Raw genomic sequence first — 13,395 nt, 5'->3', positions numbered from 1 at the left:
CGCACACTACTCGACCGGGCCCCTTCATTCTTCGGCAGCAGATGACAGGCAGCGGCCCGCGCTGCCGGGCCAGCTGACGCAGTCGCCCTCCTCGATACCCCAGGCCTCGAAGAGGCCAGCATTGACCTCCAGCGCCGCCCGGTAGGGCACGCCGGGGTAGGTCACCGGGCACTCCGAAGGGTTGGCCGAGCCGCAGGGCCACATGGTGAAGATGGCAGCAATGCGCTCATCCTCGCCGATAAAGGCGATATCCAGCGGAATCAGGGTGCGATACATCCAGAAGCCGTTGCGGGGCGACTGGGTGTCCCGGTAGAGAAACAGCATGCCGGCGTCCTCGTCGAGGTGATCGCGCTCCATCAGGCCGCGGCGGCGCTCGGGAATGGTGCGGGCCACCTCCACCTCGAAACGGTGCACGTCCTCGGCGGCGTGCACCGTGAGAGGCACTACCGCCAGGCCCGACGGCGCACGCGCCTCGGCCAGCAGCGCCGGTGAGAGCGCCAGCAATACCACCAGCCCCGCGATGCCCAGCCACACCCTCCCCAGGCCCTGCTGCGGCCTCCGGGTGTCCGGCCCCGGCGTTTCCGTTCCCTGCCCGTATCGGCTCATCTCGGCGTCCTCGTCTCCTCCGGCGCATCCTCCGCCGGCATCAGGTGAATGCCCGCCGCCAGCAGCGATACCTGAACCGGCTCCCCCCTGGCCAGGCCGTTGCGCCGGGCCGCATGAGTGGCGATATCGAAGCTGAGGGTCTGCCCAGTATGGTCGAAGGCGAGCGATACCGCGGTGATGCCCCCCAGCACCACCAGGGACTCGACCCGGGCGCGCACCGGGTTCTCGCGCTCGCCCTGGGAGGGTCGATCACGGCGGTGCAGCACCACGTCGGAGGGCGGCAGGTACCAGCTCACCCGCCCGCCGAGGGGCAGTGCCGCAAGCCCCTCTGCCACTTCCAGCCGCCAGGGGCCCCAGGCGAGGCGTCGCTCGCCGCCCTCCTCCACCACCTCGCCCTCGAAGAGGTTGTGGCGGTCCAGTACCCGGGCTACCTCCGCCGAGGACGGACGGCGAAACAGCGCCTCCGGCGGTCCCGCCTGCAGGCTGCGGCCGCCGTGCAGCACGCAGAGCCGGTCGGCCAGGGCCGCCGCCTCATCCAGGTCATGGGTCACCAGCACGATGGGGATGCGAATCTGCTCGCGCAGCATGGCCAGCTCCCGCTGCAGGCGGCGGCGCGTCACCTGATCCACCGCCGAGAAGGGCTCGTCCAGCAGCAGCACCCGGGGGTTTCGAGCCAGGGCCCGGGCCAGGGCCACCCGCTGCCGCTGGCCACCGGAGAGCTGTCCCGGGTAGCGCGCCTCCAGCCCCGTCAGGTGCACCCGCGACAGCCAGGCGCCGGCCCCTCGACGGCGCTCACGGGGCGGCAGGTGGTCCAGGGCCACCATGACGTTGCCCAGGGCTGTGAGGTGGGGAAAGAGCGCATAGTCCTGGAACACCAGCCCCACCCGGCGCCCCTGGGGCGGCAGGGAGAGGCGCCGGCCCGAATCGAACCAGGCCTCGCCGCCACAGGCAATGCGCCCCTGGGCAGGGCGATAGAGCCCGGCGATGGCGCGCAGCAGGGTGGTCTTGCCGCTGCCGGAAGGGCCCACCAGGGCGAGCAGTTCGCCGGCCTCGCAGTGGAACTCCGCTGACAGAGGGATGGGGCCCGGCTGGTGCAGACTCACTGAGAGCGAGGCAGGGGATCCAGGACGCTCAGGCACGTCGCCACCTCCGCCGGCCCGCCAGGCCGTAGACCACGCCGATGGTCAGGAAGGAGACCAGCAGCAGCATGGCCGACATGATCCCCGCCCCCGCCTCGTCGAAGGCCTGCACCCGGTCGTAGATGGCGATGGCCAGGGTACGGGTCTCGCCGTCGATGGCACCGCCCACCATCAGGATCACCCCGAACTCGCCGAGGGTGTGGGCGAAGGTGAGGGCCAGGGCGGAGATGATGCCTGGCCACACCAGGGGCAGCTCGATACGCAGGAAGGTCTGCCAGGGAGAGAGCCCGCTGCACCAGGCCGCCTCGCGCAGGTTGGGCGGCACCGTCTCGAAGGCGCGCTGGATCGGCTGCACCGCGAAGGGCAGGTTGGCCACCAGGGAAGCGATCAGGATGCCGGTGAAGGTGAAATTGAGCCCCGAGCCGAACACCCTGGCCCAGAGCCCGCCGAAGGGCGCCTCGACCCCGAAGGCCTGCATCAGGTAGAAACCCAGCACCGTGGGCGGCATCACCAGCGGCAGGGCGACCAGGGCCTCGCAGAGGGGCTTGCCGCGAAAGCGGGTGGTGGCCAGGGTCCGCCCCATCCAGAGCCCCACCGGCAGCAGCAGCAGGCAGGTGAAAGCGGCCAGGCGCAGCGAGACCGAGAGAGCCGTCCAGTCCATCAGGGCGTGGCGTCTCCCTCGTCGGCGGGCGTGGCTTCAGGATCGGGCAGACGGAAGCCGTAGTCGGCCAGGATCGTCCGGGCTTCCTCCTCCTGCAGCCAGGCGTAGAAGGCCCGCGCGGTCTCGCCGGCCCCCTTGACCAGCGCCATGCGCTGCACCAGGGGGGCATGCCAGGCCTCGGGAATCAGCACATGGTCGCTGCGCTCGGCCATCGCCGGGGCCAGCGCCAGGGACCAGGCCACCAGGCCGCCCCGGGCGTCGCTGGTCAGCGCGAACTGGGCGGCCTGGGAGACGTTCTCACCCAGCACCCTCAGCGGCGCCGTCGCCTCCCAGAGCCCGGCATGTTCCAGCACCTGCCTGGCCGCCACCCCGTAGGGGGCGTGCTCGGGGTTGGCCAGCGCCAGGCGTGGCCTGCCCTGCCCTGCCGCATGAGCCGCCAGCGCCTCACGCACTCCTGCCAGGGGAGCTTCCTCGCCCGGCAGATCATCGCGACCGGGGCGCTGCATCCACACCAGCCGGCCGATGGCGTAGACCACGCCCGCATCCTCGGTGCGCCCCTCATCATGGAGCGCCAGCACATAGGCCTCATCGGCGGAGAGGTAGAGCTCGAAGGGTGCCCCCTGACTGATCTGGCGGCGGAAGTTGCCGGAGGAGCCGAAGTTGAGGCCCAGGTCGCGGCCGGTCTCGGCGCGGAAGCGCTCGGCGGCCTCGGTGAGGGCAAACTGCAGATCCGAGGCCGCCGCCACCGTAGGCACATCGGCCTTGAGCAGGCCAGCCGGCAGCAGCAGCGCCAGGCCGAGCAGCCAGGCTGCGTATCGTGAACGCATGTAGGGACCTCCTGAGCGAGCGAACAGCGCGCATTGTCGTTCAGGCCAAGAGGAAACCACAAGTTGACAGGCCGACGCAGACGACCGCGATCTGGGTCAGGGCTCGGCGGCGGCTACGCCGAAGATCGCCTTGAGGTCGGTGACGCTCTCCCGGCTGCCGAGATCGAGCAGTCCCTCGAGGCTCTCCAGGTGGCGCACCACGGCATGGCGGGCGCCCTCGGCATCGCCTGAGCTCAGGGCCTCGAGGAGCCGCGGGTGGTCACCCTGCAGAAAGCAGGAGGCCAGCGTAGGGCGCTTGTAGAGGGCGATGACAATGGAGGTGCGCAACACCAGATCGGTGAGCATGGCGCCGAGCACCCGGTTGGGAGAGAGCTCGGCCAGGCGGTGGTGAATGGCCAGGGAGTGGGCGATACGCGCCGGCTCATCGCTGCGCTCATGGGCAGCGGCCTCCGCACGCGCCTCCGCCTGCAGGGCCGTCAGGGCATCGGGAGAGAGTCGGCCGGCCAGCAGGGCGGCGACCTCCCCCTCCACCAGACGGCGGGCGTCGAAGGTCTCGCGGGTCTCCTCCACGCTGGGCGCGCGCACCCGGGAGACCTGGTTCGGCCGCTGGTCGACCACGTGGTCGGCGGCCAGCCGGGTCAGGGCCCGGCGCACCACCGAACGACTCACCCCGAAGATCTCGCCCAGGGCCACCTCGGGCAGGCGCGTGCCGGGGGGCAGCCGCTGGGTCAGCACCGCCTGGCGCACCTGGTCGACGATATGCCGGTCGCTGATCCGCTCGCCCGCCTTCACGGCGGCCTCGACGTCTTCCCTCCAGGAGTGGCTCATGGCGTGTCTCGACGGTGATGATCCTGAGGGCACCTTCGCACTTTTTGCGCCGACTGGCCACACTTTGCCACATCCGTGTATACAGGATCAGAAGCAGGTGGCCATCACTTCCTGCACCTCGAGCCGGTCGTCGACCCGCAGCACGGCGCGCCACTTGTCGAAGGTGAGACAGGGATGGGAGACCCCGAAGGCGACGATATCGCCTACGCGCACGTCGCCCACGCCCATGTCGCCGGCCGACTCGGGCAGGCGCACGAAGGCGTGCTGGTCCATCAGCTTGACCACCTCCCAGCCTGCCACCGGGAGCACCGCCGCCGGGTCGCCCCCCTCGCGGTAGCGACGCAGCGCCAGCGGCATGCGGTCGCCGCCCACGTCGCGCCGCCCCATGGCGACGATGGCCAGGCCCGGCTCCGGCAGCGACTGCACCTGGGCGAACACCTCCAGCGCCGGGCGCAGCCCCTCCGCCTCGCCCTCGCGGGCCAGCAGGTGGCGCTGGGCCTCGGCGTAGAGGCCATGGTCGTGCACCACATAGCAGCCCGGGCGCAGCACCGGCGCAAAGGCCTGGGACGGCGCCAGGGTGTGGAAGGCCTCGGCGATCAGGTCGTACCAGGCCGAACCGGCGGCGGTCACCAGCGGTACCTCGCGCTCGAACAGGCCTTTCCCGGCCAGGGTATGGGCCGCCGTGACCAGCTCACGGGCGTAGGCGCGCACCGCCCCTTCCGGGTCGTCGCCCGACACCACCCCCTCGTAGCCCTCGAGGCCCGCCAGCAGCAGCGCCGGCGCCTGGTTCACCCGCTCGGCCAGGGCCAGCACCGCCTCGGCGCTGCGACAGCCGCAGCGCCCGCCCGGGATGCCGAGCTCGATCAGTACGGGGAGACGCAGGCCGCGGGCAGCGAAGTAGCGGTCCAGCGCCGCCACGTTCGCCTCGCCATCCACCACCACGAAGAGCTCGGCGCCGGCCTCGATCAGCCCGGCGACGATCGCCATGTTGGCCTCGCCCACCAGCTGGTTGGCCAGCAGCAGGCGCCTGATGCCGTGGGCGAAGGCGGCCCGGCACTGGGGCGCGGTGGCCAGGGTCATTCCCCAGGCGCCGGCCTCGAGCTGGCGCCGGAAGAGCGCCGGGGCCATGGTGGTCTTGCCGTGGGGCGCCAGGTGCGCCCCGCGCGCCTCGGCGAAGCGCCGCATCCAGATCAGGTTGTGGGCCAGCGGCGCCTCACGGACCACCGCCGCCGGCAGGCTGATACCGGCAAGCAGCCCGCGGCCGGTTTCCGGGCAGCCCTTGTCTCCCGGGAACTCATCGGCGAGCGGGTCCGGGCGGTGCTCGCCCGGCTCAGCCGACATGCCGCTCGTTCACGTCGAGGATCTTCAGGGTATTGGTGCCGCCATGGGCATTCATGTGGTCGCCCCGGGTCAGGATCACGTGATCCCCCTCCGTCGCGATGCCCTTCTCCACCAGCAGCGCCAGCGCCCGGTCGTTGAGCTCGGTGGGGGCCATGTCCTGGGTATCGAAGGGTAGCGAGACCACCCCACGGTAGAGCGCCATGCGCCGCTGCGCCACCGGGCTGTGGGCGAGCCCGACGATGGGCAGGCCGGAGCGGATCCGCGAGGCGATCAGCGGCGTGTAGCCGGTGGAGGTCATGCAGGCGATGGCCGCCACGCCCGAGAGGTGGTTGGCGGCATACATGGCGGACAGCGCGATGGTCTCGTCGATGCGCGAGAAACCCTCGTGGATGCGGTGGCCGGAGGCCTGGGCGACCCTCTCCCGCTCGGCGCCCCCAGGCAGACCCGGTCCATGGCCTCGATGGTCTCCACCGGGAAGCGCGCCCGGCGGCGGTCTCGGCGGAGAGCATCACCGCGTCGGTGCCGTCGAGCACGGCGTTGGCCACGTCGAACACCTCGGCCCGGGTGGGCAGCGGCGCTTCGATCATCGACTCCATCATCTGGGTGGCGGTGATCACCGCCCGATTGAGGGTGCGGGCGCGCTTGATGATGCGCTTCTGCATGCCGATCAGCTGGGCGTCGCCGATCTCCACGCCGAGATCGCCGCGGGCCACCATCACCGCTTCAGAGGCCTCGATGATGCCGTCCAGGGTCGCCTCACAGGCCACGGCCTCGGCGCGCTCCAGCTTGGCCACCAGGCCGATCTCGCGCCCGGCCTCGCCGAGCAGCGCGCGGGCCTCGGCCATGTCGGCGGCGCTGCGCGGAAACGACACCGCCAGGTAGTCGACGCCGATCGCCACGGCGGTGGCGAGGTCGGCGCGGTCCTTGTCGGTGAGCGCCGGAGCCGAGAGGCCGCCGCCCTGCTTGTTGATGCCCTTTTGTTGTTGGAGAGCCTGCCGCCTACCACCACGGTGGTGTGGACCTCGCGCCCCTCGACGGCGGTGACGTCGAGCACCACCCGGCCGTCGTCGAGCAGCAGGCGGTCGCCCGGGGCGACATCGTCGATCAGCTGCTGGTAGTCGCAGCCGACCCGCTCCGGCGTGCCGGCGTTGCCGTCGAGGGCCATGTCGAGCACGAAGGGGGCACCCTCGGCGAGCTCGACGGCGCCCTCGGCGAAGCGAGCGATGCGGATCTTGGGCCCCTGGAGGTCGCCGAGGGCGGCGACGCTCCGGCCCAGGCGGTCGGCGATCTCGCGCACCCGGGTCAGGCGTCAGGCGCTGGCGGTGGTCGTCGGGGGAGCCGTGGGAGAAGTTGAGGCGCACCACGTCGACGCCGGCCGCGATCATGGCCTCCAGCACGCCCTCGCGATCGCTGGCCGGGCCCAGGGTGGCGACGATCTTGGTGCGGCGGATGGGGTCATGGATGGGGGCGTGGGGGGGAAGCGTCATGGTGTCCTCGGCAAGACCAGAATGGCACGGAAATCGTTGACATTGGTGCGCGTCGGCCCGGTCACGATCAGCCGGTCGAGCGCCTGGAAGAAAGTATACGCGTCATTGCGTGACAGGTAATCGCGCGCCTCGAGACGCAGCGCCTCGGCCCGGTGCCAGTCGTCGGGCCCGAACAGCGCACCGGCATTGTCCTCGGAGCCATCGATGCCGTCGGTGTCGACGGCCAGGGCGTGAATGCCCTCGGCCCCGCGCAGGGCCTCGAAGAGCCCCAGCAGGTACTCGACGTTGCGCCCGCCGCGGCCGTGGCCCGTGACGGTGACGCTGGTCTCGCCGCCGGAGAGCAGCAGCAGGGGCCTGTCCCGCGGCACGTCGCGCAGGGAGAGCGCCAGGCGCGCCTGGGCGCGGCCGAGTTCGCGGGCCTCGCCCTCCAGGTCATCGCCGAGCAGGCGCACCTCGACCCCGGCCGCCTCGGCGGCGGCGCGGGCGGCCTCGAGGGCGTCCGCCGCACGCGCCAGCACCCGGGTCTCGTCCCGGGCGAAGCCAGGGTCGTCGGGCATGGGGTGCGAGGCCTCGAGCACCTCGATGCGCTCGCAGGCCGTGCCATGGCCATAGCGGGTCACCACCAGCCCCGAGAGCGGGGCCTCGGGATGGTGGGCCTGCCAGGCGCGCTCCAGGGCGGCGGCCATGGCGGCGGCGGCCTTGCCGGCGCCCACCACCAGGGTGCGCCCGGCGGGGGGCTCGGGCAGCTGCCCCTCGAGCAGGGCATCGGGGTGCACCGCGGCCACGGCGGTGTCGGCCAGCTCGCGCAGCCAGGCGAGGGAATCGACCTCGCAGGGCAGCAGCGGTGTCTCCGGGGATGAGATCGCGGTCATGGGTGCTCCTCGCGGCGGGCCGGCGTCGACGGGGGCACCGCCGGCGGAAGAATACGATAGGGAATTCGGGGGTCGAAAAAAGCCCGGCGACAGGCGGGGCTGCCTCCCGCCGCCGGGCAAGGTCGCCTTGCGGCGACCGGAAGGCAGACGACGACCCGACGCCTGCCCTCAGGGAGCAGTCACCTCCCTGTCGCCGCCGCCCCGAGAACCGGGGCGGCGAACCGACTCATGCCGGGTTGGCCGGCGACTGGCCGACCTCATGGCCGGCCAGCGCTTCCAGGGCGCGCAGGATGCCGGCGTGGTCCCAGTCACCGCCGCCCAGGGCGGCGCAGGCCTGGAACAGCTGCTGGGCGTTGGCGGTACCGGGCAGCGCCAGGTCGAGGCTGCGCGCCCCCTCGAGGGCCAGGTTGAGGTCCTTCTGGTGCAGCCGGATGCGGAAGCCCGGGTCGAAGGTGCGCTCGATCATGCGCGCGCCGTGGACGTCGAGGATCTTCGACTGGGCGAGGCCGCCGAGCAGCGACTCGCGCACCTTGGCCACGTCGGCACCGGCCTTGGAGGCGAACAGCAGCCCCTCGGCCACCGCCTCGATGGTCAGGGCCACCACGATCTGGTTGGCCCCCTTGCAGGTCTGGCCGGCGCCATGGCCGCCGATATGGGTGATGGTCTTGCCCATCACCTCCAGGATCGGGCGGGCGCGCTCGAAGCCCTCGTCGGTGGCGCCCACCATGATGGTCAGGGCCGCATTGATGGCCCCGCCCTCGCCGCCGGAGACCGGGGCGTCGACGTACTCGCCGCCCGCCTCATGGATGCGCCTGGCGAAGCCCTGGGTCGCGATGGGGGCGATGGAACTCATGTCGATCACCAGGGTGCCGGGCTTGAGCCCCTCGATGACGCCCCCCTCGCCGAACAGCACCTCCTCGACGTCCGGGGTATCCGGGACCATGGTGATGATCACCTCGGCCTCGGCGGCCACCGCCGCGGGGCTATCGAGCTCGCGCAGGCCCTTCTCGGCCAGGGTGGCGTCCAGCGTGCCGCGCCTGACGGTAACGACCTCGTGGCCGGCGTCCAGCAGGTGGCCCGCCATGGGGCGGCCCATGATGCCGAGGCCAATAAATCCAATCTTGCTCATCGTCACTCTCCTCTTGTCGTTGTCATCCTGGCTAGAAGGCTACTTACCGCGCGAGGCTGTTCCGGCGCCTCTCGCTATGAACAGCGCTCTCAGCTCCGCACCGCGTCCAGCCAGCCCAGCCCTTCCTCGGTGCGGCCGGCCGGCTTGTACTCGGCGCCGATCCAGCCGTCGTAGCCCAGCCGGTCCAGATGGGCGAACAGGAAGGGGTAGTGGATCTCGCCGGTGCCGGGCTCGTGGCGGCCGGGGGTGTCGGCGATCTGCACGTGGGCGAGGCGCGCGAGGTGCTTCTCCATGGTCGGCGCCAGGTCCCCCTCCATGATCTGCATGTGGTAGATGTCGTACTGCAGCTTGAGGTTGTCGCTGCCCACCTCGTCGAAGATGGCGAGCGCCTGCTCGGTGCGATTGAGGAAAAAGCCGGGGATGTCCCGGGTGTTGATCGGCTCGGCGATCAGCCGGATGCCGGCAGCCGCGAGCTTCTCGGCGGCGAAGCGCAGGTTCTCCACCAGGGTGGCGCGCGCCTGGTCGTCGCTCCCCCCCTCGGGCTTGATGCCGGCCAGGCAGTTGACCTGGGTATTGCCCAGCACTCGGGCATAGGCGATGGCGCGCTCAACGCCCTCGCGGAACTCCTCGACGCGATCTGGGTGGCAGGCGATGCCACGCTCCCCGGCGGCCCAGTCGCCGGCAGGCAGGTTGAAGAGCACCTGGGTCAGGCCGTTGGCGTCCAGGCGCCGCTTGAGCTCCTCGGCCGGGTAGTCATAGGGAAAGAGGTACTCCACTCCCTTGAAGCCGGCCCGGGCGGCGGCCTCGAAGCGGTCGAGAAACTCCACCTCGGTGAACAGCATGCTGAGGTTGGCGGCAAACTTGGGCATGGGAAACTCCTTGGGTCGCTATAGTTGTCCGGGCTTGTCTGGCGACAGGCCTGTTCGGAGGCGCTGTGAACCCCTCCCTGGGCGCTACCGACGCCATCCCTGGCATAGGACCTCCTCTCTGGCCTGCCCCCAGCGCCCTTCGATGAGGTGAAAGATTCAAACGAGGGCGGCGATGGAGGTAGGCGCATCCTCGTGGTTCTCGGCCAGGGCCTCGAACTCGTTCACGCCGTCCAGGTCGGTGCCCATGGCGATATTGGTCACCCGCTCGAGGATCACCTCCACCACCACCGGCACGCGGTGCTCGGCGATCAGGCGGCGGGCCTCCTCCAGCGCCGGGGCGATCTCCTCGGGCCGGGTGACGCGCAGCGCCTTGCAGCCCAGCCCCTCCACCACCGAGACGTGATCCACTCCGTAGCCGTTGATCTCCGGGCAGTTGATATTCTCGAAGGAGAGCTGCACGCAGTAGTCCATGTCGAAGCCGCGCTGGGCCTGGCGAATCAGCCCCAGGTAGGAGTTGTTCACCAGCACGTGGATCCAGGGCAGGTTGAACTGGGCACCGGCGGCCAGCTCCTCGACCATGAACTGGAAATCATAGTCGCCGGAGAGGGCTACCACCTCGGCCTCCGGGTCAGCGCGCCGTACCCCCAGGGCCGCCGGGATGGTCCAGCCCAGCGGGCCCGCCTGGCCGCAGTTGATCCAGTGGCGCGGCTGATAGACGTGCAGGAACTGGGCACCGGCGATCTGTGACAGCCCGATGGTGCTGACATAGCGGGTGTTGCGGCCGAAGACGCGGTTCATCTCTTCAAAGACCCGCTGGGGCTTGACCGGCACGTTGTCGAAGTGGGTCTTGCGCAGCAGGGTGCGCTTGCGCTCCTGGCACTCCTCCGCCCAGCGGCCACGGCGCTTGAGCCGGCCGGCCGCGTCGAGCTCGCGGGCCACCTCGATGAAGAGTTCGAGCGCCGCCCGGGCGTCGGAGACGATGCCGTAGTCCGGCCCGAAGATGCGCCCGATCTGGGTCGGCTCGATGTCCACGTGCACGAAGGTGCGGCCCCGGGTGTAGGTCTCGACGTTGCCGGTGTGGCGATTGGCCCAGCGGTTGGCGATGCCCATCACGAAGTCCGCGGCGAGCAGGGTGGCATTGCCGTAGCGGTGGGAGGTCTGCAGCCCCACCATGCCGGCCATCAGCGGATGGTCGTCGGGGATGGCACCCCAGCCCATCAGGGTCGGGATCACCGGCACCCCGGTGAGCTCGGCGAACTCGAGCAGCAGGTCGCTGGCGTCGGCGTTGAAGATGCCGCCGCCGGCCACGATCAGCGGGCGCTCGGCCGCCTGCAGCATGGCGATGGCCTTCTCGGCCTGGGCACGGGTGGCACGGGGCTTGAAGGCGGGAAGCGGCTCGTAGGTGTCGGGGTCGAACTCGATCTCGCTCATCTGCACGTCGATGGGCAGGTCGATCAGCACCGGGCCCGGGCGGCTGGAGCGCATCAGGTGGAAGGCCTGCTGGAAGACCCGCGGCACCTGGGCGGGCTCCAGCACGGTGACCGCCCACTTGGTGACGGGGCCGGCGATCGCCTGGATATCCACCGCCTGGAAGTCCTCCTTGTGCATCCGGGGGCGGGGCGCCTGGCCGGTGATGCAGAGGATCGGGATGGAATCGGCGCTGGCCGAATAGAGCCCGGTGATCATGTCGGTACCGGCGGGACCGGAGGTGCCGACGCACACCCCGATATTGCCGGCCTTCGTCCGGGTATAGCCCTCGGCCATGTGGGAGGCGCCCTCGACGTGGCGGGCGAGGATATGGTCGATGCCCCCCACCTGGCGCAGGGCGGCGTAGAAGGGGTTGATGGCGGCGCCGGGCACCCCGAAAGCGACCTCGATGCCTTCCTTCCTGAGAACGTGAACGGCGGCTTCTGCAGCGGTCATGCGGGCCATGACGGGATCCTCCAGTGAGGGATTTTGTTTTTGGAAAAGTAACTATTCAGGTGGCTGCGGATGGGGTATCGCCAACCAGCTGATTTTTCTGGCATAGTGCACAGCATCATTCGGCACACCTATGCGGTGATATGACCATCAGCGATATCAACGTCGACGAGGCCCTGGAGCGGGTCCGGCAGCAGCTCAAGGAAGACCAGACGGTCTCGCCGTCGCTGCGTGCCGCCATCGATGTGCTGATGCTGCTGGTCAAGCTCATGGCCGATCGCCTGGCCACCAGTAGCCGCAACAGCAGCAAGCCACCGTCCCAGGATCCCAATCGCCAGCGCCGCTCGCGCGCCAAAGGCGAGCGGCGCCCCGGCGGACAGCCAGGGCATGAGGGTAAGACGTTGGCGCCGGTGACGGACCCCGACGAGGTGGTCAAGCTCCGTGTCGATCGTCGGCAACTCCCCAAGGGGCGTTCTTACCGCCCGGTCGGCGTCGAAACGCGCCAAGTGCAGGACATCGTAATCCAGGCCGTGGTCACCGAATATCAGGCTGAGGTCCTCGAAGATGATCAGGGGCAACGCTACGTGGCGCCATTCCCCGAGGGCGTGACTCGCCCCATCCAGTATGGCCCTCGCCTCAAGGCGCATGTCGTCTATCTCTCCCAGTATCAGCTGTTGCCCTATGCGCGTATATCCGCGAGTTGCTCACCTCGCAGTGCGGCCTGTCGCTGAGCACCGGCACCCTGTTCGCCTTCAACCAGGAGGCCTACCAGCGGGCCGAGGCGTTCGCCGAGTGGGTGATCCCGGCGCTACGTGAAGCAGCCACCGTCCATGCCGATGAAACCGGAATGCAGGTCGGTGGCAAACGCTACTGGCTACACAGCGCCTCCAACGAGGCCCTGACCTGGTTGGCCCCGCACCCCAAGCGCGGCCAGGAAGCGATGGACGCCATCGGCGTATTGCCCTTCGTGCGTGGCGTGCTGGTGCATGATCACTGGAAGCCCTACTACCGCTATCCGGATTGCCGGCACGCGCTCTGTAATGCGCACCACCTTCGGGAGCTGACAGCGGCCTGGGAGAACGATGGCCAGGCATGGGCCAAGGCCTTGCATGACCTGTTGTTGGAGATGCATCGCGCCGTGGAGGTGGCCGACGGCTGCCTCTCGGCCGATGAGACCCGAGCCTGGGCGGCAGCGCTATCGAGATTGCCTGGCGAAAGGGGACGCCGAGTGCCCCCCGCCGGTGAAACCGCCACCTGGAACGCGAGGCCGGGCCAAGCGCACCAAGTCGCGCAACCTCCTGGAACGCCTCCAGGCGTACGAGGACGACGTGTTGCGCTTCCTCGACGACCCTGCCGCTCCCTTCACCAACAACCAGGGGGAGCGCGATCTGCGAATGACCAAGGTCCAGCAGAAAATCTCGGGCTGTTTCCGCTCCTGGGAGGGTGCTGAGATCTTCTGCCGCATGCGTAGCTTTCTCTCGACCGCCGTCAAGCAAGGGGTAGCGGCGCATACCGCACTGGAGCAACTGTTTGCGGGGGAGGTGCCAGCCTTCATGCAGCAAGAAGCCCCGACTCAGCCAACCGGTGCTGAATAGTTACTTGGAAAATTATTTTGTATATCGAGATTAGGACCGAAACGGCGCGCCGTCAACGAATACTGGAAAATATTTTCATAAAAACTCAAAAAAGAAAATACCCAAGCAGTATCAGCCGCTT

9 protein-coding genes and 3 pseudogenes are annotated in these 13,395 nt (G+C 69.7%); 1 reads left to right on the top strand and 11 read right to left on the bottom strand.

Annotated features, from left to right (window positions below):
- Window positions 1–24: 24 nt before the first annotated feature.
- From B6N23_RS13640 to gcl, 11 genes and pseudogenes are all read right to left on the bottom strand, one after another.
- Window positions 25–606, bottom strand: coding sequence for a DUF192 domain-containing protein (locus B6N23_RS13640; protein WP_305499850.1), 582 nt, complete (start codon window positions 604–606; stop codon window positions 25–27).
- Window positions 603–1,745, bottom strand: a complete 1,143-nt coding sequence (locus B6N23_RS13635; protein WP_305499848.1) for an ABC transporter ATP-binding protein — start codon at window positions 1,743–1,745, stop codon at window positions 603–605. Before B6N23_RS13635 ends, B6N23_RS13640 begins: the two co-directional genes overlap by 4 nt.
- On the bottom strand, window positions 1,738–2,406 hold the full coding sequence (gene modB / locus B6N23_RS13630; RefSeq protein WP_305499846.1) for a molybdate ABC transporter permease subunit: 669 nt from the start codon (window positions 2,404–2,406) through the stop codon (window positions 1,738–1,740). The genes B6N23_RS13635 and modB overlap by 8 nt, the downstream gene beginning before the upstream one ends.
- On the bottom strand, window positions 2,406–3,233 hold the full coding sequence (gene modA, locus B6N23_RS13625) for a molybdate ABC transporter substrate-binding protein (RefSeq protein WP_305499844.1): 828 nt from the start codon (window positions 3,231–3,233) through the stop codon (window positions 2,406–2,408). The genes modB and modA overlap by 1 nt, the downstream gene beginning before the upstream one ends.
- A 96-nt stretch (window positions 3,234–3,329) precedes the next feature.
- The gene (locus tag B6N23_RS13620; RefSeq protein ID WP_305499842.1) at window positions 3,330–4,061 is read right to left on the bottom strand and encodes a GntR family transcriptional regulator; all 732 of its coding nucleotides are present in this window, start codon (window positions 4,059–4,061) and stop codon (window positions 3,330–3,332) included.
- Window positions 4,062–4,148: 87 nt separating this feature from the next.
- Entirely contained in the window at window positions 4,149–5,402 is a 1,254-nt protein-coding gene (locus B6N23_RS13615) for an amino acid deaminase (RefSeq protein WP_305499840.1), read from the bottom strand.
- Window positions 5,392–6,889: pseudogene (pyk, locus tag B6N23_RS13610) on the bottom strand (pyruvate kinase). Before pyk ends, B6N23_RS13615 begins: the two are co-directional and overlap by 11 nt.
- Entirely contained in the window at window positions 6,886–7,761 is an 876-nt protein-coding gene (locus B6N23_RS13605) for an MOFRL family protein (protein WP_305499839.1), read from the bottom strand. Before B6N23_RS13605 ends, pyk begins: the two are co-directional and overlap by 4 nt.
- 226 nt (window positions 7,762–7,987) lie before the next feature.
- A pseudogene (locus B6N23_RS13600) lies at window positions 7,988–8,908 on the bottom strand (2-hydroxy-3-oxopropionate reductase); the annotation flags it as partial.
- Between the two features lie 71 nt (window positions 8,909–8,979).
- Window positions 8,980–9,759, bottom strand: coding sequence for a hydroxypyruvate isomerase (gene hyi / locus B6N23_RS13595; protein WP_305499835.1), 780 nt, complete (start codon window positions 9,757–9,759; stop codon window positions 8,980–8,982).
- A gap of 156 nt (window positions 9,760–9,915) precedes the next feature.
- Window positions 9,916–11,691 carry a glyoxylate carboligase gene (gene gcl, locus B6N23_RS13590; protein ID WP_305499832.1) on the bottom strand — a complete coding sequence of 592 codons (1,776 nt, stop codon included), beginning with the start codon at window positions 11,689–11,691 and terminating at the stop codon, window positions 9,916–9,918.
- Between the two features lie 131 nt (window positions 11,692–11,822).
- Here gcl and tnpC point away from each other — a divergent pair.
- Window positions 11,823–13,274: pseudogene (tnpC, locus tag B6N23_RS13585) on the top strand (IS66 family transposase).
- Window positions 13,275–13,395: the final 121 nt, after the last annotated feature.

This window comes from Halomonas alkalicola (assembly GCF_030704205.1).
In the GTDB taxonomy this organism is placed as follows: domain Bacteria; phylum Pseudomonadota; class Gammaproteobacteria; order Pseudomonadales; family Halomonadaceae; genus Halomonas; species Halomonas alkalicola.
The sequence above is the reverse complement of the archived record's forward strand: the minus strand, read 5'-3'. Positions and strand labels throughout refer to the sequence as shown.

Coding starts and splice junctions, on each gene's coding strand:
- B6N23_RS13640 (WP_305499850.1), bottom strand. CDS start 606: ATGAGCCGATACGGGCAGGGAACGGAAACGCCGGGGCCGGACACCCGG.
- modB (WP_305499846.1), bottom strand. CDS start 2,406: ATGGACTGGACGGCTCTCTCGGTCTCGCTGCGCCTGGCCGCTTTCACC.
- modA (WP_305499844.1), bottom strand. CDS start 3,233: ATGCGTTCACGATACGCAGCCTGGCTGCTCGGCCTGGCGCTGCTGCTG.
- B6N23_RS13620 (WP_305499842.1), bottom strand. CDS start 4,061: ATGAGCCACTCCTGGAGGGAAGACGTCGAGGCCGCCGTGAAGGCGGGC.
- B6N23_RS13615 (WP_305499840.1), bottom strand. CDS start 5,402: ATGTCGGCTGAGCCGGGCGAGCACCGCCCGGACCCGCTCGCCGATGAG.
- B6N23_RS13605 (WP_305499839.1), bottom strand. CDS start 7,761: ATGACCGCGATCTCATCCCCGGAGACACCGCTGCTGCCCTGCGAGGTC.
- hyi (WP_305499835.1), bottom strand. CDS start 9,759: ATGCCCAAGTTTGCCGCCAACCTCAGCATGCTGTTCACCGAGGTGGAG.
- gcl (WP_305499832.1), bottom strand. CDS start 11,691: ATGGCCCGCATGACCGCTGCAGAAGCCGCCGTTCACGTTCTCAGGAAG.